This window comes from Pseudomonas onubensis (assembly GCF_965653655.1).
Lineage (GTDB): Bacteria > Pseudomonadota > Gammaproteobacteria > Pseudomonadales > Pseudomonadaceae > Aquipseudomonas.
Window position 1 is genome coordinate 118,088 of sequence record NZ_CBFHAZ010000003.1, and the last position, 18,411, is coordinate 136,498.

Annotated in this window: 17 protein-coding genes; 10 read left to right on the top strand and 7 right to left on the bottom strand. The window is 57.9% G+C overall.

Annotated features, from left to right (window positions below; translation table 11 throughout):
- The first annotated feature begins 5 nt into the window (after nt 1-5).
- The 3 genes from ACTD9P_RS02300 to ACTD9P_RS02310 are packed head-to-tail and all read left to right on the top strand — an operon-like array spanning nt 6 to nt 2,322.
- On the top strand, nt 6-722 hold the full coding sequence (locus tag ACTD9P_RS02300) for a DUF484 family protein (protein ID WP_056860805.1): 717 nt from the start codon (nt 6-8) through the stop codon (nt 720-722).
- A 2-nt stretch (nt 723-724) separates the two neighbouring features.
- Complete coding sequence (xerC, locus tag ACTD9P_RS02305) at nt 725-1,624, top strand: tyrosine recombinase XerC (RefSeq protein ID WP_438866509.1); 900 nt, start codon at nt 725-727, stop codon at nt 1,622-1,624.
- On the top strand, nt 1,621-2,322 hold the full coding sequence (locus tag ACTD9P_RS02310) for an HAD family hydrolase (protein ID WP_438866510.1): 702 nt from the start codon (nt 1,621-1,623) through the stop codon (nt 2,320-2,322). The genes xerC and ACTD9P_RS02310 overlap by 4 nt, the downstream gene beginning before the upstream one ends.
- A 125-nt stretch (nt 2,323-2,447) precedes the next feature.
- Here the strand turns inward: ACTD9P_RS02310 and sutA are convergent, their stop codons facing one another.
- The 4 genes from sutA to glnK form a co-directional block, all read right to left on the bottom strand.
- A complete protein-coding gene (gene sutA, locus ACTD9P_RS02315; protein ID WP_003208791.1) occupies nt 2,448-2,774 on the bottom strand; it encodes a dormancy-specific transcriptional regulator SutA in 327 nt (108 codons plus the stop codon).
- A 101-nt stretch (nt 2,775-2,875) separates the two neighbouring features.
- Nucleotides 2,876-3,301 (bottom strand): secondary thiamine-phosphate synthase enzyme YjbQ, encoded by a 426-nt coding sequence (locus ACTD9P_RS02320; protein ID WP_200433115.1) that lies wholly within the window; start codon nt 3,299-3,301, stop codon nt 2,876-2,878.
- Nucleotides 3,302-3,510: 209 nt separating this feature from the next.
- Nucleotides 3,511-4,851, bottom strand: coding sequence for an ammonium transporter (locus ACTD9P_RS02325; RefSeq protein ID WP_438866511.1), 1,341 nt, complete (start codon nt 4,849-4,851; stop codon nt 3,511-3,513).
- Between the two features lie 35 nt (nt 4,852-4,886).
- Nucleotides 4,887-5,225: a P-II family nitrogen regulator gene (gene glnK, locus ACTD9P_RS02330; RefSeq protein WP_002555808.1), complete on the bottom strand. Its 339-nt coding sequence runs from the start codon at nt 5,223-5,225 to the stop codon at nt 4,887-4,889.
- A gap of 422 nt (nt 5,226-5,647) precedes the next feature.
- On the opposite strand from glnK, the gene ACTD9P_RS02335 reads away from it, so the two are divergent.
- The 5 genes from ACTD9P_RS02335 to ACTD9P_RS02355 all read left to right on the top strand — a co-directional run bounded on the left by ACTD9P_RS02335 (nt 5,648) and on the right by ACTD9P_RS02355 (nt 12,184).
- Nucleotides 5,648-5,911: an accessory factor UbiK family protein gene (locus tag ACTD9P_RS02335; RefSeq protein ID WP_438866512.1), complete on the top strand. Its 264-nt coding sequence runs from the start codon at nt 5,648-5,650 to the stop codon at nt 5,909-5,911.
- Between the two features lie 371 nt (nt 5,912-6,282).
- The gene (locus tag ACTD9P_RS02340; RefSeq protein WP_438866513.1) at nt 6,283-6,816 is read left to right on the top strand and encodes a BRO-N domain-containing protein; all 534 of its coding nucleotides are present in this window, start codon (nt 6,283-6,285) and stop codon (nt 6,814-6,816) included.
- A gap of 171 nt (nt 6,817-6,987) precedes the next feature.
- A complete protein-coding gene (locus ACTD9P_RS02345) occupies nt 6,988-7,965 on the top strand; it encodes an AAA family ATPase (RefSeq protein WP_438866514.1) in 978 nt (325 codons plus the stop codon).
- Nucleotides 7,966-7,986: 21 nt separating this feature from the next.
- Nucleotides 7,987-10,398 carry a S8 family peptidase gene (locus ACTD9P_RS02350; RefSeq protein WP_438866515.1) on the top strand — a complete coding sequence of 804 codons (2,412 nt, stop codon included), beginning with the start codon at nt 7,987-7,989 and terminating at the stop codon, nt 10,396-10,398.
- A gap of 289 nt (nt 10,399-10,687) precedes the next feature.
- Complete coding sequence (locus ACTD9P_RS02355) at nt 10,688-12,184, top strand: YifB family Mg chelatase-like AAA ATPase (protein ID WP_438866517.1); 1,497 nt, start codon at nt 10,688-10,690, stop codon at nt 12,182-12,184.
- A gap of 3 nt (nt 12,185-12,187) precedes the next feature.
- Here the strand turns inward: ACTD9P_RS02355 and ACTD9P_RS02360 are convergent, their stop codons facing one another.
- Entirely contained in the window at nt 12,188-12,766 is a 579-nt protein-coding gene (locus ACTD9P_RS02360; RefSeq protein WP_138813329.1) for a TetR/AcrR family transcriptional regulator, read from the bottom strand.
- Nucleotides 12,767-12,878: 112 nt separating this feature from the next.
- Between ACTD9P_RS02360 and ACTD9P_RS02365 the strand changes: the two genes are divergently transcribed.
- Complete coding sequence (locus ACTD9P_RS02365; protein WP_200432390.1) at nt 12,879-13,793, top strand: ABC transporter six-transmembrane domain-containing protein; 915 nt, start codon at nt 12,879-12,881, stop codon at nt 13,791-13,793.
- A 3-nt stretch (nt 13,794-13,796) separates the two neighbouring features.
- On the opposite strand, the gene ACTD9P_RS02370 is transcribed toward ACTD9P_RS02365, so the two are convergent.
- Nucleotides 13,797-15,773, bottom strand: a complete 1,977-nt coding sequence (locus tag ACTD9P_RS02370) for a methyl-accepting chemotaxis protein (RefSeq protein ID WP_438866518.1) — start codon at nt 15,771-15,773, stop codon at nt 13,797-13,799.
- Nucleotides 15,774-15,939: 166 nt separating this feature from the next.
- Nucleotides 15,940-16,860: a LysR substrate-binding domain-containing protein gene (locus ACTD9P_RS02375; RefSeq protein ID WP_438866519.1), complete on the bottom strand. Its 921-nt coding sequence runs from the start codon at nt 16,858-16,860 to the stop codon at nt 15,940-15,942.
- A 136-nt stretch (nt 16,861-16,996) separates the two neighbouring features.
- Between ACTD9P_RS02375 and ACTD9P_RS02380 the strand changes: the two genes are divergently transcribed.
- Complete coding sequence (locus ACTD9P_RS02380; protein WP_438866520.1) at nt 16,997-18,400, top strand: NorM family multidrug efflux MATE transporter; 1,404 nt, start codon at nt 16,997-16,999, stop codon at nt 18,398-18,400.
- Nucleotides 18,401-18,411: the final 11 nt, after the last annotated feature.

The window sequence follows — 18,411 nt, forward strand, 5'->3', positions numbered from 1 at the left end:
AGCTAATGACCGATAAGCCTCAAGTACCCGCCCAAGCAACCCCAAGCGAAAGTCTGGAGGCCGCTGCTGTCGCGGCGTACCTTGAGGCTAATCCGGACTTCTTCGTCGAGCACGAAGAACTGCTGCCCGCCCTGCGCATCCCCCACCAGCGTGGCGATACCGTGTCGCTGGTGGAGCGGCAGATGAAGATCCTGCGCGAGCGCAATATCGAGATGCGCCATCGGCTTTCCCACCTGATGGATGTAGCCCGCGACAACGATCGCTTGTTCGACAAGACCCGCCGCCTGATCCTGACCCTGATGGACGCCAACAGCCTGGAAGAAACGGTGATTGCCGTGGAAGACAGCCTGCGCCAGGACTTCCAGGTGCCGTTTGTCAGCCTGATTTTGTTCAGTGACAACCCGATGCCGGTGGGTCGCTGGGTCAGCGGCAGCGATGCGCAAACTGCAATCGGCGGCCTGCTTTCGGAAGGCAAGACCATCAGCGGCACCTTGCGTGAACACGAGCTGGACTTCCTGTTTGGCGCCGAACAGCGCAAGCAGATCGGCTCCACCGCCGTAGTCGCCCTCAGCCATCAAGGCCTGCACGGCGTGCTGGCGATTGCCAGCCGCGATCCTGCGCACTACAAAAGCTCGGTGGGCACGCTGTTTTTGACCTACATCGCCGAAGTGCTGGGCCGCGTCTTGCCCCGCCACACCACCACCCTGCGCGCGGTGCGCTAGCCATGGAACGGCAACTGGACGCTTATTGCGCTCACCTGCGCAACGAGCGCCAGGTGTCGCCTCACACCCTGGAAGCCTATCGACGGGACTTGAACAAGGTCCTGGCGTACTGCGAAAAACAACAGATCAGCAGCTGGAAGGCCCTGGATATCCAGAGCCTGCGCAGCCTGATCGCGCGCCTGCACCAGGCGGGCCAGTCTTCGCGCAGCCTGTCGCGCCTGCTCTCGGCGGTACGCGGCCTCTATCACTACCTCAACCGCGAAGGCCTGTGCGACCACGACCCGGCCAATGGCCTGTCGCCGCCCAAGGGCGAGCGGCGCCTGCCCAAGACTCTCGACACCGACCGCGCCCTGCAATTGCTGGACGGCGCCGTTGAGGACGACTTCCTGGCCCATCGTGACCAGGCGATTCTGGAGCTGTTCTATTCCTCAGGCCTGCGCCTGTCGGAGGTGACCGGCCTGAATCTGGATCAATTGGACTTGGCGGACGGTCTCGTGCAAGTGCTCGGCAAAGGCAGCAAAACCCGTGTGCTGCCGGTGGGCAGGAAGGCCCGCGAAGCCTTGCAGCTGTGGTTGCCGCTGCGCCTGTTGACCAACCCGGCCGACGATGCGGTGTTTGTCAGCCAGCAAGGCCGACGCCTGGGGCCGCGGGCGATTCAGCTGCGGGTCAAGGCGGCCGGCGAACGCGAGCTGGGGCAAAACCTGCACCCACACATGCTGCGACATTCTTTTGCCAGCCATATGCTGGAGTCGTCCCAGGACCTGCGTGCCGTACAGGAGCTGCTCGGCCACTCCGATATCAAGACCACGCAGATCTATACCCACCTCGACTTCCAGCACCTGGCGACGGTATACGACAGCGCCCATCCACGGGCCAAACGCATCAAGGGCGGCGACTCATGAGTATCAAGCTGATCACCTTCGACCTGGACGACACGCTCTGGGACAACGTACCCGTCATCATCAACGCCGAGGCGTCGATGCGCGAATGGCTGGCGGTTAACGCCTCCAAGGTGGGCGACTTGCCTCTGGAGCATTTCGCCAGCCTTCGCCAACAGGTGTTGGAGCACCATCCCGAGCTTAAATATCGCATCAGCATCCTGCGCCATAAGGTCCTGATGCACGCGTTTGAAGAGGCCGGTTACCCACAGCCTGAGGCCACGCAGATGGCAGACGTGTGCTACGAGGCGTTTATTCTCGCCCGTCACCAGCTCACCCCGTTCCCGGAAGCGGAGCCCATGCTACAGGCGCTGCGCCAGCACTTCCTGCTGGGCGTGATCACCAACGGCAATGCCGATGTGCAACGCGTAGGGCTGGCGGATTACTTCCACTTTGCCCTGCGCGCCGAGGATATCGGCATCGCCAAACCGGATGCGCGGCTGTTTCAGGAAGCCTTGCAACGCGGTGGCGTGGATGCAAGTCAGGCCGTGCATGTTGGCGATCATCCTGGCGATGACATCGCCGGGGCGCAGCAGGCCGGGCTTCGCGCAGTGTGGTTCAACCCGACGGGCAAGGCGTGGGAAGCGGATAAGCAGCCGGATGCCGAGATTCGCAACCTGACGGAATTGCCGGAGCTGCTGCGTAGCTGGCAGTCACGCTGAGGAATCAATGTAGGAGCTGGCTTGCCTGCTCCCACAGGGCTATGTAGTGAATTTTAGGAATTTGTTTCAGGCATGAAAAAGCCCGCAGCGACGGCGGGCTTTTTCTTACAAGCGGGCTGCTGACCTCAGATAGGTCGGCTGCCGTACTTGTTATCCGGCTTCTTCGGTGGGTCTGCCACCACGTTGGCCTCGACTTCCTGCACTTTGCCGCCTTTAGCTAGGAATTCTTCCATCGCACGGGCCAGCGCATCGCGCTCTTTGTTCTTGGCTTCAACGCTCGGCAGTTCGTCAACCGACACCGCAGCCTTGGCCTTGCCCTTGGCTGCCGGGACCGGTGCATCGTCGCCACCGTCGTCGTCAGCCACGTCTTCGGCAGCCGCCTCAAGACCTTCTTCGGTTTCGTCGTCGTCGCCTACTTCAAGGTCGTCGTTTTCCAGATCATCGTCGCTCATGTTCTACCTCATGACTTGCGAAAAGCAGATTAGTTATAGCCCAGCTTCATCCTCTGTCGAGGCCGCCGGAAAAAAATCACATCCACTGGGTTTCCAGTGGCTTATGCCCCGTCACCGTGCAACGTGGCGAGGACTTTACGAGCACCGCCGAGATCTCGGTGCTCGCCCAGATAAACACCTTGCCAGGTCCCTATCGCCAAGCGGCCGGCCTTGACCGGCAAACTCAGCTGGCACCCCAGCAGACTGGCCTTGAAGTGCGCCGGCAGATCATCCGGACCTTCGTCGTTGTGTTCGAACCCTGCACGCCCTTGCGGCACCAGCGAGTTGAAAAAACGCTCGAAGTCACGGCGAACCGCCGGGTCGGCATTCTCGTTGATGGTCAACGAGGCCGAGGTGTGCTGCAGCCACAAATGCAACAGGCCTACGCGACACGCCTTCAATTCAGGCAGGCCGGCAAGCAACTCATCCGTTACCAGGTGAAAGCCCCGGGGCTTGGCCCGCAGGGTAATCAGGGTCTGTTGCCACATACAGTTCTCCGCCCATCGGCGCGCATTCTAGCGCGGTCTGGGAAAAAACAAAGTGTCGAATACGCCTACATGCATGTAAGACTTTCGCACCCTCAAAAGTGCCGTGTGGATCCCATCACAAACTCGGCAAAAAACCCATCCGCCTTTAGCCACAGACAAACCTCAGACAAAAAAATGCCCGGCAAGCCGGGCATCTTTTTTTCGCGTACTTACAAGTTGTAGCCGCGTTCGTTGTGTTGCGCCAGGTCGAGGCCCACAGCCTCTTCTTCTTCGGTTACCCGCAGGCCCATCACCATGTCCAGCACCTTGAGGATGATGAAGGTCACGATGGCCGTGTAGATCACGGTAAAGCCCACGCCTTTGCACTGGATCCAGACTTGCGCCGCGATGTCAGTGGTGGCCGCGTTGAAGCCGCCCAGCGAAGGCGCAGCGAACACGCCGGTGAGGATCGCGCCGAGGATACCGCCGATACCGTGCACGCCGAAGGCGTCCAGGGAGTCGTCGTAGCCCAGTTTGCGTTTCAGGGTAGTGGCGCAGAAGAAGCACACCACGCCCGCCGCCAGGCCGATGATCAGCGCGCCCATCGGGCCCACGGTGCCGGCAGCCGGAGTAATTGCAACCAGGCCGGCGACTACGCCTGAGGCAATGCCCAGTGCGCTTGGCTTGCCGTGGGTGACCCACTCGGCGAACATCCAGCCCAGTGCGGCAGCAGCGGTAGCAATTTGAGTCACCAGCATCGCCATGCCGGCAGTGCCGTTGGCCGCCGCAGCGGAGCCGGCGTTGAAGCCGAACCAGCCCACCCACAGCATGGCTGCACCGACCAGGGTGTAACCCAGGTTGTGCGGCGCCATTGGCGTGGTCGGGAAGCCTTTGCGCTTGCCAAGTACCAGGCACGCCACCAGGCCAGCCACACCGGCGTTGATGTGCACCACGGTGCCGCCGGCGAAGTCCAGCACGCCCCAGTCGCCCAGCAACGAGCCCGGACCGCCCCACACCATGTGGGCAATCGGCGCGTAGACCAGGGTGAACCAGACGCCCATGAAGATCAGCATCGCGGAGAACTTCATACGCTCGGCGAACGCACCGACGATCAGCGCAGGGGTAATGATCGCGAAGGTCATCTGGAAGGTGACGAACACCGCCTCAGGGAACAGCGCCGCAGGGCCGGTGATGCTCGCCGGGGTTACGCCCGACAGGAACAGTTTGGACAGGCCGCCCACGAACGAGTTGAGGTTGACGACGCCTGCTTCCATACCGGTGGTGTCGAACGCCATGCTGTAGCCGTAAACGAACCACAGGATGGTGATCAAACCGGTGATGGCGAAGCACTGCATCATCACGGAAAGAATGTTTTTGGAGCGAACCATGCCGCCGTAGAACAGCGCCAGGCCCGGAATGGTCATGAACAGTACCAGCGCGGTGGATGTGAGCATCCACGCCGTGTCGCCGGAATTGAGGACTGGAGCGGGGGCTGGGTCCGCCGCCAATGCCAGGGCCGGCATTACGAGGGACAACAGGGCTCCTAGCCCTGCGAACTTACGCAGAGTCATATTGTTTTCTCCTGGGGCGTTGGGGGTTTGGCGGCTTAGATTGCGTCGGTATCGGTTTCGCCGGTACGGATGCGAATAGCCTGTTCCAGATTGACCACGAAGATCTTGCCGTCACCGATCTTGCCGGTGTTGGCCGCCTTGGTTATCGCCTCGATAACCCGGTCAAGATCCTTGTCGTCAATGGCGACATCAATCTTCACCTTTGGCAGGAAATCGACCACGTATTCCGCGCCGCGATACAGCTCGGTGTGACCCTTCTGCCGACCGAAGCCTTTGACCTCAGTAACGGTAATGCCCTGCACGCCGATCTCGGACAGTGACTCGCGTACATCGTCCAACTTGAACGGCTTGATGATGGCAGTGACTAGCTTCATGAAAACTCTCTCCCGAATTGGTGGACTTGCCCCAGGAAAACAAACCCGTCTCAAGTCTAAGCGCAGTGCCTGGCTTTGTAACGCGTCGTCGCCTCGGCATTTGCCGTTGCGACGCCAGCGAACCACTGGTGACGAAACCTGTACCCCTGATCCGTCGGCGCACTGCATTCGTCACAGCGACTGCATCAGTGCATGGGTCATGATCGTCTAAGCAGAAACCTTGCCAGCTCCGTAAAAATCACTGAAATCAGGCCTTTGCCCACTTATGCCCACCTGCGGGGCGTTTTGGCGGCGCCAATGCGCACAAAAACAGTGCGTAGCCGCCCGACCCCCTGCGCGAAAAGCGTGCGCTCGCGGCCGTGAAAAAGACTATAGACGCTGCGTGATACACTGCCGGCCAACAGTTTTCCGGAATATTTCCCATGCTCGCGCCCAAAGACCTCCTCGACGCCCTGAGCGGCCACGCCTCTCGCCTGTTCAGCGGCGAAACCCCGCTGCCCCGCAACGAAATCGAAAGCCAGTTCAAGGCCTTGCTGCAAAGCGGCTTCAGCAAACTCGACCTGGTGAGCCGGGAAGAGTTTGACAGCCAAATGGTCGTACTGGCCCGCACCCGTGCGCGGCTGGAGAGCCTGGAAGCGAAGGTGGCAGAGCTGGAAGCGCGGTTGGCGCCACCTGCTGCTGAATAAACAGATTTTTTGAAACTGATGGGAAGGCTGCAATGGCCTTCCTGCTATCGTCTTCCAGCGAATATCTTCAGGAATCTTCCTACGACATGCGCTGACGCTTTCCGATAGCATCGCCACGCCCCATCTCTTTAGGCTGCTCGCTGCTGAACATTCAGCGCTGGGTTTGGCGACCCGGAAAGCTTGCGACGCACAGCGTCCACCATCCGATACCGGGCATTAGCCCCGGCTCGTTTTATGGCGGCTGCGTGTGGGAGACCTCAGGGTCTGCCGGTATTCGCTTGCACCGGCTCGCCAACCCGCACGCAGCTGCCACCCTTATCGTTTGGCGACGGTAAACGGCAGTCCTCTCAAGCGAATATGGGTACTGCACCATGGAAGACGATCACCTCATTCCTCATGTGTTTACGCGGCACAATCTGCACCTTCATGCGCTTTTGTTGGAGAACCAAGCTTGGTTCAGCGCACGTGATTTGGGTCGGTTGCTGAGGCTTTATTTGGATGAGCGAGCGTTGCGTAAGCTTGATCCGGATCAACGTCAGTACCGCAAGGTGCTCCATCATGGTGCCGTTGAACGGACGCTACTGATCAGCGAATCCGGCATCTATGCGCTGCTGGTTTACCACTACTGTCCTGAATATCGAAGCCTTCGTGAATGGTTGACCCATGATGTGATCCCTGCCCTAAGGGACGCAAAAACAACTGCCTGCTATGAGCGTCCAGCACTCAGCCTAATAAAATGGCCTCAAATGTCCCTCAGTCTTCTGCACTGGAATAATCAAGCATGGATCAAGTTGCAAGATGTGCCGCACATGCTTCCTTCGCCAGAAAGCCCCGGGAAGCCCCAAGCGCCTACCTGGTGGAAATGGATCTGGCGGCGGCGGCGGCGGCCATACCAGCTAGAATAATTGTTTACAGGTATCTGATCGGGTCCTAGGGACAATGGCTGCGATCCTGTGTCAGACTCATCACTATTAGAAATATTCAATAGACGAGTCTTGCGACTCGTCTAGATTGGTTGAAGAAAACATAACCGTCCATTCCAGACGGCTCAACCAATTCGACAATTGGGTGAAAACATGGCAAGCGGGAAAATACTCAGACAGCTCATAAAAGCTGGAACTGCAGGAAACAAGGATGACTTCCACCGTGCTTCTGAAGCCATTATTGAAGAAGAAAGGCAGAAACAACATCATTTATTAGCCAATGATCTGGAAAAAATACTGTATTCCAGCTCATCACCGATGGTGCTCCCGTCGAGTTCACGACTTATCGGGCCTGTTCCGGTAGACAAAGAGCGCGGCCTACCGTTACTTGATATCAGCACGCCTAAACGATCGCTGGATGAGCTTGTTTTACCAAAAAACAAGATCGGCATGATCGAAGAATTTTTAGAAGAACATCGCCGTAGTGATGTACTTAGATCATACGGAATGCAGCCTTCTAACAAAGTGATATTTTTTGGCCCTCCGGGATGCGGAAAAACTCTAACAGCGGAAATCATCGCATTCGAATTAGACATGCCGCTTGCAGTAGTTCGTCTAGACACACTAGTCTCATCGTATCTTGGCGAAACCGCTACAAACTTGCGCAAGATATTCGACTATATTAGCTCGACGCCACTGATAGTACTTTTTGATGAGTTTGATGCTTTAGGCAAAGAGCGCAGTGACAACTCCGATCACGGGGAGCTACGCAGAGTAGTAAATGCAGTGCTACAAATGATCGATTCCTATGACGGAAAAAGCATAATCGTAGCAGCTACCAACCATGAGCACATACTTGACTCTGCTATATGGCGCAGATTTGATGATTCGATAGAGTTTGGACTACCCAACAAAGAAACAATAACAAAAATTCTTAAGCTTAAGCTACGCGGAGTCCGTAGGCAATTTGAAGTCGACATACCCGAAATTATAGAATTATTCGAAAACCTAAGTGGTGCGGACATAGAAAGAATTTGCAGGCGAGCAATAAAACGAATGATCTTGCGCAACAATGAATTTCTATCGATCAATGATATTGAGCATGCAAAAGATCGAGAGTCTCGACAATAATTAAAACCAGGATGCGCAAGGATGCCTCAAGACTATAAACATCTGCCTATCTCTAAAGAAAATCTAACTAATGATAGGCGAACACGGCAATTTAACCCCCCGAAACCCGAGCGCGGGGATATACGGATTCACGGGCAAAAACTGGGGGTAGGATTAAGAAATGCCATCGCCAGCTCGCGTTTACAACCAAGGTCAGATGACAGCCGCTTAGTATTGAAAATACGATATTCCGGCATGTTTGACTTTACAAAAATGAAAAAGCACGGAGTCGAATTTGTAAGTCAAGAAGACAATAACATCTGTATCGTATTTGCCTCAGAAAAAGGGTTAGCAGAATTTGCTGACCACCTAGCTCGGCTTGGCATAAATGATGACAATATGTCTTATAGGTCGATATTAGAAGCATTAGACGGGATCGACAATTGGACGTCCGAAGACCGTAAGAGCTGGGCAATTAATTCGTTTGGACTTCCCACCTCAGAACGCTTCAAGCTAGATATTGAGCTATGGCCAATTCAATACCCCCAACATCCTGAGCGAACTCGCCTTATCGACTTATTTGATAAATGGCTAGCTAAAAATAGCATTGGCATATCAGATAAGGTGAATTTGGATAGCCTCCTGATGTACAGGGTAGATGTCAACTTGACTCAAGCAAACCTTCTTCTATCTCATCAAGATGTTAGGCTAGTTGACCTCCCACCAAGGACCGGCATAGATTTCAAAACTCTTGACCTAGACATCAATGAAATACCAACCTCAATACCTCCGCCGCCGAATGGAAGCCCCAATATATGCATATTGGATAGCGGAGTGAATACAAATCACCCACTGCTAAAATCCTGTATTGGTGAGGCCGTGAGTTTCATTGACGGGGAATCACCCGAAGACATATCAGGCCACGGTACAGCTGTAGCAGGCATCGCCGCTTATGGAAATCTAGAGGAATGTATAACAAGCGGATATTGGCAACCTTCGGCTTGGATACTTAGTGGGAAAATCCTTAAACATGACGAGCATACCGGCGAGCCAATATTTGATATAAATACCATAGAGAGAACACTAGACACCGCGATTCAATATTTTGCTGTGGAATATGACTGCAAAATATTCAACCTCTCCATAGGAAATCTAAACGCCCCCTACAACAATCGCCACGTCCGTGGAATGGCTTATATTTTGGATCAACTATCGAGGAAATATGGCATTCTTTTTATTGTATCTTCGGGTAATTTTTCGGGTTCAGAAAACCCACCAATACCCATAAAAAGCTGGAGAGAAGAGTACCCCGACTACTTAATGTGTGTTCAATCAACCATTATTGATCCCGCGCCAGCGATGAATGTGCTTACCGTTGGAAGCTTAGCTAAGCACACTGCCACAACGAATGCTCAGCGCTATCCTGAAATTAACGAACTCTGCCCTGCATCAGAGGATCAACCTTCTCCTTTCACCAGGCATGGACCCTCAGTTCGTGGAGCCCTTAAGCCAGAGGTCATTGCTATAGGCGGTAATATCGCAACAACGATGCGCCGCAAAGATGAACAATGGAAATCAATTCCATCAGGACTAGGTGTTTTAACGCTGAACCATAACTTCGTCGGTAGGACACTCCTCTCGGAAATGTCAGGAACTAGTTTCGCTGCTCCATATGTTACCTATTTGGCAGCACGATTAGCTACAGAGTATCCAAATGCAACCGCCAATACGTTAAGAGCAATACTGATTAACCATGCTCGCATACCAAACAGCTGTATATCAACATTCCCTGAATCTTGGCGAGAACAGTATAGAAAAGAACATGGCTGGCGCGAATTGCCTAGAGAAGTCTGCGGATACGGAAAGATTGACGACGATATTCTTTACCGTTCCAGTGACGCTGCCGTTGTTCTAATGGCTGAAGAAACGATAGAGAACAATTCACATCAATTTTTTGAACTTCCATTGCCATCAAATTTCCTAAGAAGTAAACGTTCAACCCGCGAACTGAAAGTCTCACTTGCCTTCTCACCACCCGTTAGAACTACACGTATCGAATATTTGGCTACGCGAATGTTCTTTAGACTAGTGCGTGGAAGCTCACTTGATGACGTCCAAAAACACTTCAATCACGACATACAAGATGATCACGAGCCTGTAAGCGATACGATAGATGGAGAGCGAAGATCGATTTCTACCACTATTCGCGACAAGGGTACTGTCCAAGCTAGCACATGGACATTTAAACAATTGCAACCCAATACTAAGTGGTTCGTCGTTGTCACACGAAACGACCGTGATTGGGGTACCGTGCATTGTGAGGAGCGCGAGAGTTATTCACTAGTCGTAACCGTGACGGATCACGAAAATATGGAGGCCACATTGTACGCAGATATCCAATTGCGCTTACAGGAAATGGTACGAGAGCGAGAACGCGTCCGTCTACCTCTGTGAGAGTAACCACTAGCTGACCCGCCTGCGTACACAGCTGGAGAGCACCGCGGCGGAGCTGGAAACCTAATTGACGCCACCCGCTGCGGAATAAACCCGGTCCATGTGGGAGCTGGCTTGCCTGCGATAGCGGTGTCGGATTCATTGCCGCTATGCAGGCAAGCCAGCTCCCACATGTGTTTTTACATCGCTCTTTGGATACGTTCTGTAAACACTCCCCCGTTTCGCTCCTCCCCACCTCGTCTACCCTTGAAAAGCCCGCAGGAAGCGGCCTCCCACTCAAGGAACGAGCATGTCCCTCGCCATCGTCCACAGCCGTGCCCAAATTGGCGTAGAAGCCCCCTCCGTCACCGTCGAAGTGCATATGGCCAATGGTCTTCCCTCGCTTACCTTGGTGGGCCTGCCGGAAACCGCCGTCAAGGAAAGCAAGGACCGCGTGCGCAGCGCCATCCTCAACTGCGCCCTGCAATACCCGGCCCGTCGTATCACCCTCAACCTCGCGCCCGCCGACCTGCCCAAGGATGGCGGGCGGTTTGATTTGGCGATTGCCCTGGGCATCCTGGCCGCCAGCGTGCAGGTGCCGGCATTGATGCTCGATGACGTGGAGTGCCTGGGGGAACTGGCTCTGTCCGGTGAGGTGCGGGCGGTCAAAGGTGTGCTGCCGGCCGCACTGGCCGCACGCAAGGCCGGGCGCACCGTGATAGTGCCCCGGGCGAATGCCGAGGAGGCGTGCCTGGCCTCGGGGCTCAAAGTGATTGCAGTGGACCACTTGCTGCAAGTGGTGGCGCACTTGAATGGGGTTGTGCCGATTGAGCCGTATAAATCCGATGGCTTGCTGTACTTGAACAAGCCTTACCCGGACTTGAGTGAGGTGCAAGGCCAGCTGGCCGCCAAGCGCGCGCTGCTGATTGCGGCGGCGGGCGCACACAACCTGCTGTTCAGCGGGCCACCCGGCACCGGCAAGACCTTGCTCGCCAGCCGCCTGCCTGGTTTGCTGCCGCCCTTGAGTGAGCAGGAAGCCCTGGAAGTGGCGGCGATTCAGTCGGTGGTCAGCCTGGCGCCGTTGAGCCATTGGCCGCACCGTCCGTTTCGCCAGCCGCACCATTCGGCGTCCGGGCCTGCACTGGTGGGCGGCGGGTCAAAACCGCAGCCGGGGGAAATCACCCTGGCCCATCATGGCGTGCTATTTCTCGATGAGCTGCCGGAGTTTGATCGCAAGGTGCTGGAAGTGCTGCGCGAACCGCTCGAATCCGGGCATATCGTGATCTCCCGCGCTCGCGACCGGGTGAGTTTTCCGGCACGGTTTCAATTGGTGGCCGCGATGAACCCCTGCCCTTGCGGCTACCTGGGCGAACCCAGCGGGCGCTGTCGGTGTACGCCGGAGCAAATCCAGCGCTACCGCAATAAGCTCTCGGGGCCGTTGCTGGATCGGATCGACTTGCACCTCACTGTTGCCCGCGAAGCCACCGCGCTGAACCCGCTCCAACAGGACGGCGACAACACTGCAACAGCCTCGGCGGAGGTTGCCGAGGCCCGTGAGCGCCAGCAAAAACGCCAAGGCTGCGCCAATGCCTTCCTCGACCTGCCAGGGCTGCGCAAGCACTGCCAACTGGCAAAGGCTGATGAAGGCTGGCTGGAAAGCGCCTGCGAACGGCTGACCTTGTCCCTGCGCGCGGCCCACCGTTTGCTTAAGGTGGCGCGCACCCTGGCGGACCTTGAGCGGGTTGAACATATTGCCCGGCATCATTTGCAGGAGGCCTTGCAGTATCGGCCTGCCGCAATGAGTTGAGCCTTATGCGGGAAAACCCAACAGCAGCTGCGCCACTTCCAGGACCTCATCCAGCACCGCCTCGGCAGACTCCGCAGACGGCTTGAGCATCAGGTCATCGGCATACCCCATCGCCAACGCGAAGATTTGCCGGGCCGCGCGTTCTGGCGAGTCGCAGCGGAAAACACCCTCAGCCACGCCTCGCTCAATCACCTCGGCGAGCATGCCTTGCCACTGCGCGTTGATCACCAGATACGCCTGGGCCATTTGCGGGTCGTGCATGGCTTCGTCCCAGGCATCCAGCCACAACGCCCAGCCGGCATCAGCGGTGCTCGGCAGGCAGTCACGTAAAAAACCCACCAGCGCCTCAAGCGGCGGCGCATCTGCCAGAGGCTCGCGCACTTCATCCAACTGCTCATTGGCAAAACGCACAAAGGCTTCGCGACGCAGTTCGTTCCAGTCGCTGAAGTAGTGATAGACGTGGCTGCGCGACAGGCCGGCATGCTCGGCCAGGTCGCGGGTGGACACATCGGCAAAACCCTTGCTGCGAAACAGCTCCAGGGCGGCGGCGATAATCTGGTCTTTACGGTCGATACGCGACATGGGCAATTCCTTCGGGCGCCGGCAGATAAGCGGCGCTTGCTTTTTGAGCGATCGCTCAAGGATACTTGAGCAGTCGCTCAATAATAGCGTCTATCACTCCTTTGGTGCACCCATGTCATCCGTGACCCCGCAAATCCTGATTGAAGAAAGCAAGAAAATCGGCCAGCAGTCCGCCGGCCAAACGCTCAAGGCGATTGCCAAGGCCTACCCCGGCAAGCTGTTTTGCACGCTGTCACTGGTGGCGCTGGAAAATGCGCTGCTGCTGGCCTACCCGCTGTTTGCCGGGTTTGCGGTGGACTCGATTATCCGTGGCGATGCCACCAGCGCATTGTTCTACGCCGCGGTGGTCATGGCGTTCTGGGTGGTCGGCGCAGCGCGGCGGGCGCTGGATACGCGCACCTTTACACGGATCTACGCCGACCTTGCGGTGCCGGTAATTCTCAACCAGCGCCAGCAGAACCACAGCACCTCGAAGTCCGCCGCCCGCGTGGTGCTTGCGCGCGAATTCGTCGACTTCTTTGAAAAACACGTGCCGATTATCGCCACGGCGCTGGTCTCGATTATTGGCGCGGCGGTGATGCTGATCGTGATTGAGCCGTGGGTCGGCCTGGCGTGCCTGGCCGCCCTGCTGCTGTGCGTGACGCTGCTGCCACGCTTTGCCCAGCGCAACCAGGAACTGCATGAGCGCCTGAATGATCGCCTGGAGAAAGAAATCGGCCTGGTAGAAAAAGTCGGCGCACCGACCTTGCGTCGCCACTACCACGTGCTGTCACGCCTGCGCATCTGGCTGTCCGACCGCGAGGCCGCCGCGTACCTGTTTCTCGGCACGCTGGCAGCCCTGCTGTTTGTGGTCGCGATCAGCCAGTTGGCCTTGTCGCCAGCGGTCAAGGCCGGCCACATCTACGCGGTCATGACCTACCTGTGGACCTTCGTCACCAGCATGGACGAGGCGCCCGGGATGGTCGACCAACTGGCGCGTCTCAAGGACATCGGCAAACGTGTGGACCCAGGCCTGGGCGAGCATTAAGCCTTAACGAAAACGGTCGACCTCATGCCGCAGGCCGGCCGCCAGAGTTTCCAGTTCCTTGGCGGTAATCGCCAGGTTGGACACCACTTCGCGCTGTTCGCTGTTAGCCAATGCGATGCTTTGCAAGTTGCTGCTCAGCACGTTGGCCGTGCTGCTCTGCTCCTGGGTCGCGGTGGTAATGGCAGCAAATTGCTGGCCTGCCGAACGGCTTTGCTCGTCGATGCGTGCCAGGGCCGAGGCCACGTCGGCGTTACGCGACAGGCCTTCCTGCATCAACTCGTTGCCGTGCTCCATGGTGCTGATGGCGTTGCCGGTTTCCTGCTGGATGCTCTGGATCATCACCGAGATTTCGTCGGTGGCCTGGCGCGTGCGCGAGGCCAGGTTGCGCACTTCGTCGGCAACCACCGCAAAGCCCCGGCCTTGTTCACCCGCCCGCGCCGCCTCGATGGCGGCGTTGAGCGCCAGCAGGTTGGTTTGCTCGGCAATCGAGGTGATCACACCGACGATCCCGCCAATTTCCTGAGAGCGCTGGCCCAAGGTGTTGATCACCGTGGCCGTACTGTTCAGGGCGGTAGCGATATGCTCCAGCGACGACGACGCCTCTTGCATAGAGTTGCGGCCAATACGCGTCTGCTGGGCGTTTTCCTGGGCCAGTCGCTCGGTATTGCCCATGTTGTCGGCAATGTTCAGCGAGGTGGCGCTGAACTCTTCCACTGCGCCAGCCATGCTGGTGATTTCGCCGGACTGCTGCTCCATGCCCTCATAGGCACCACCTGACAGGCCGGACAATGCCTGCGCCCGGCTGTTGACCTCTTCGGCCGCTTTACGGATATGCGAGACCATGGTCGACAGCGCCTCACCCATCTGGTTGAAGCTGCTCGCCAACTGGCCGATTTCGTCATGGCTGGACACATTCAAGCGTGCGCTCAAATCGCCGGCGCCCAAGGCTTCGGCCTGGCGCACCAAGTCGCTCAAAGGCTGCAATTTGCTGCGCAGCAACCACACCGCCGCGCCTACTGCCAGCAACATCGCCAGCACGCTGCCGATCACCAGGCGAATGCCGACCGCCCAGGTGACTGCACGTATTTCGGACTTCGGCATACTCGCCACCACCGACCACGGGCCGCCTTCGAACGGCACCGCGACGCTGTAGAAATCTTCGTTCTTGTCGCTCCAGAAGCGGCCTTTGCCTGGGCTCTTGGCCAGATCAAGCATCACCGGGACCGCCTGGTCCAACGCCTGCACACCGGCCGGTGGCACCAGCCAGTGCTTCTGTTCGTCCAGCAAGGCAAGCGAGCCAGTCTGGCCGATACGGAAGCGCTTGAGGTTGTCGAACTGGGCCTTTTGCTCATCGGTGTAATCAAAGCCGATAAACAACACGGCGATCACCTTGCCGGCGGCATCGCGCACGGGGCTGTACTGGGTCATGTAGGAGCGATCAAACAGCACCGCCCGCCCGATGTAATTCTGCCCGGCCAAAAGGCGCTGGTAAGCCGGATGCTGGTGGTCCAGCACAGTCCCGATGGCGCGATTGCCATCTTGTTTGGTCAGGGAGGTGCTGATGCGGATGAAGTCTTCGCCACTGCGCACAAACACCGTGGCCACGCCACCGGACATCTGCTTGAACTCGTCCACCTCTGCGAAGTTGTTGTTCAACACCTCATCGCCCAGGAGCAGGCTTGGAGTCTGCACACCGGCCACGGCGACTTGCTGGTCCGGGCGCACACTCAGCCCGGCACCAAAGCGCTTCTCAAACAGCCCGCTCAATCGCTGAGTGCTCTCGCGCAAGGTGCTGTGGAAGGTGTTGAGTTGGTCGGCCAGCAAGCGTGCCTCGCTGGCCAGATGTTCCTCGCGGGTGTCGAGGTTGGCCGAGTCGAGGGAACGCAGGGCAAAAACCGTACTGCCGCTGATGACGACCGCCAATATGACGGCCAAGGCGAGGCCTAACTGAGAGGCGATCCGAGCGCGAGGTTGAGACATGACAGCTCCTGGCCGAGGCCAGGATCATCCTGATCTCTTAGCGCAGCTCGGCAAATTATCTGTTGGGAAACGCTGGAAACGGGGGTTCCAACACACCTTCTTCGGCAAGCGCGGGCAATACTTGAGCAATTCACAAGGGCATCGCGCAAACGATTGCACCGAAGGGCTAGGCAAGGCGTTCAACCTGGGGCAATTCCATGGCCTTGACTTCGCCTTGAAGAAACTCCGCCAATCGCCGCAAGCGCTCGCCACCGGGGCGGGTTTTCGGCCATACCAAATAGTAATTTTCCCCACTGGCCACCGCCGTCGGCCACGGCAGGCTCAAACGGCCCTGGGCCACATCTTCGGCCACCATCAGCAAATCACCCATGGACACGCCGTAACCCCGCGCGGCGGCGATCATGCCCAGCTCCAAGGTATCGAACACTTGCCCGCCCTTGAGCGACACCTGGGACGACAACCCCATGCGCTCCAGCCAATTGCGCCAGTCTCGGCGGTCGGGTGTGGGGTGCAGCAGTTCGGCGCTCGCCAGGCGTGAGACATCCCAAGGCCCGTCATTAAGCAGGTTGGGCGCACCCACCGGGATCAGCAATTCGGGAAACAGGTAGCAGGCCTCCCAATCCGCCGGAAAGTGCCCGTAACTGAGCAATACAGCGCAGTCGAAGGGTTCCTGGTTGAAGTCCACTTCGTCCACGCTCATCCATGCGCTGGTCAGTTGCACCTCATTGCCCGGCTGCAAGGCGCGAAAGCGACTGAGCCGCGCCAGCAACCAGCGCATGGTCAGGGTCGACGGCGCCTTCATGCGCAGGATGTCGTCTTCGGCGTTCAGGGTGTGACAGGCGCGCTCCAGCGCCGCGAAGCCTTCGCGCACCCCGGGCAACAGCAGGCGCGCCGCTTCAGTGAGCTGCAGGTTGCGGCCACTGCGCTGGAACAGGCGGCAGGCGAAGTGCTCTTCGAGCGTGCGGATGTGCCGGCTGACGGCACTTTGCGTGATGGAAAGCTCATCCGCCGCGCGGGTGAATGAGTTATGCCGGGAGGCCGCTTCAAAAGCACGCAAGGCATACAACGGAGGCAGACGGCGTGGCATGGAAGAACCTCCTCAGAGCAATGCCCAACCCTAGCATGAGTTTTAATCATGCGAGTGATCGCTTTTATCCTTTTGTGTAATGCGTCAGGAGCGCCGAGAATCAACCCTTTCCCAACCCTCTGACTTTTTGAGCGTGATGATCATGCAACATCCGGTGCGTACTGAACTCTGGGCCATTCTGCGGCTGTCAGGGCCGTTGATTGCCTCACAGTTGGCGCACATGTTGATGGTGCTGACCGACACGCTGATGATGGCCCGCCTGAGCCCCGAGGCGCTGGCCGGTGGCGGCCTGGGCGCGGCGAGTTATTCGTTTGTGGCGATTTTCTGTATCGGCGTGATTGCCGCCGTCGGCACGCTGGTCGCCATCCGCCACGGCGCCGGAGACATCGAAGGCGCCACCCGGCTGACACAGGCCGGGTTGTGGCTGGCGTGGCTGATGGCGTTGGTGGCCGGCTTGCTGCTATGGAACCTCAAGCCAGTTCTGCTGATGTTCGGCCAAACCGAAACCAACGTGCAGGCGGCGGGGCAATTCCTGACCATCCTGCCCTTCGCCCTGCCCGGCTACCTGAGCTTCATGGCCTTGCGCGGTTTCACCAGCGCCATCGGCAAGGCGACGCCGGTGATGGTGATCAGCCTGGGCGGCACCGTCATTAACTACTTGCTCAACCATGCGCTGATCGAGGGCATGTTCGGTTTGCCAAAGCTCGGCTTGATGGGCATCGGCCTGGTCACGGCGATCGTCGCCAATTGCATGGCCCTGGCGTTGATGTGGTACATCCGCAGCAACCGCGCTTACGCGGCCTACCCGCTCGGCACGGGCCTGTTGCGCCTCAACACTCAGTACCTGCGTGAGCTGTGGCGCCTGGGCCTGCCGATTGGTGGCACCTATGCAGTGGAGGTCGGCTTGTTTGCCTTCGCGGCGCTGTGCATGGGCACCATGGGCAGTACGCAATTGGCAGCGCATCAGATTGCCCTGCAAATCGTTTCGGTGGCGTTCATGGTGCCGGCGGGGATGTCGTATGCGATCACCATGCGCATCGGTCAGCATTACGGTGCCGGGCAATTGCTGCAGGCACGCATGGCCGGGCGGGTCGGCATCGGTTTTGGCGCGTTGGTGATGTTGGGATTTGCCGTTGTGCTGTGGCTGTTTTCCGATGCGCTGATCGGGCTGTTTCTGGACCATAACGACCCCGCTTTCCACGATGTCATCGTGCTGGCGGTCAGCCTGTTGGCCGTGGCGGCGTGGTTTGAATTGTTCGACGGCGTGCAAACCATTGCCATGGGCTGTATTCGTGGGCTTAAAGACGCCAAGACTACCTTCCTGGTTGGGCTCGGGTGTTACTGGCTGATCGGCGCGCCGTCGGCGTGGCTGATGGCGTTCACGCTAGGTTGGGGGCCGACCGGTGTCTGGTGGGGTTTAGCGCTGGGCTTGGCCTGCGCGGCAGTCAGCCTGACCTGGGCGTTTGAGGCGAAGATGAAGCGGATGATTCGGCAGGAGCCGGAAATACATCCTGCATTTCATGCCGCACAGACAGAGTAAAAGCCTTGGGT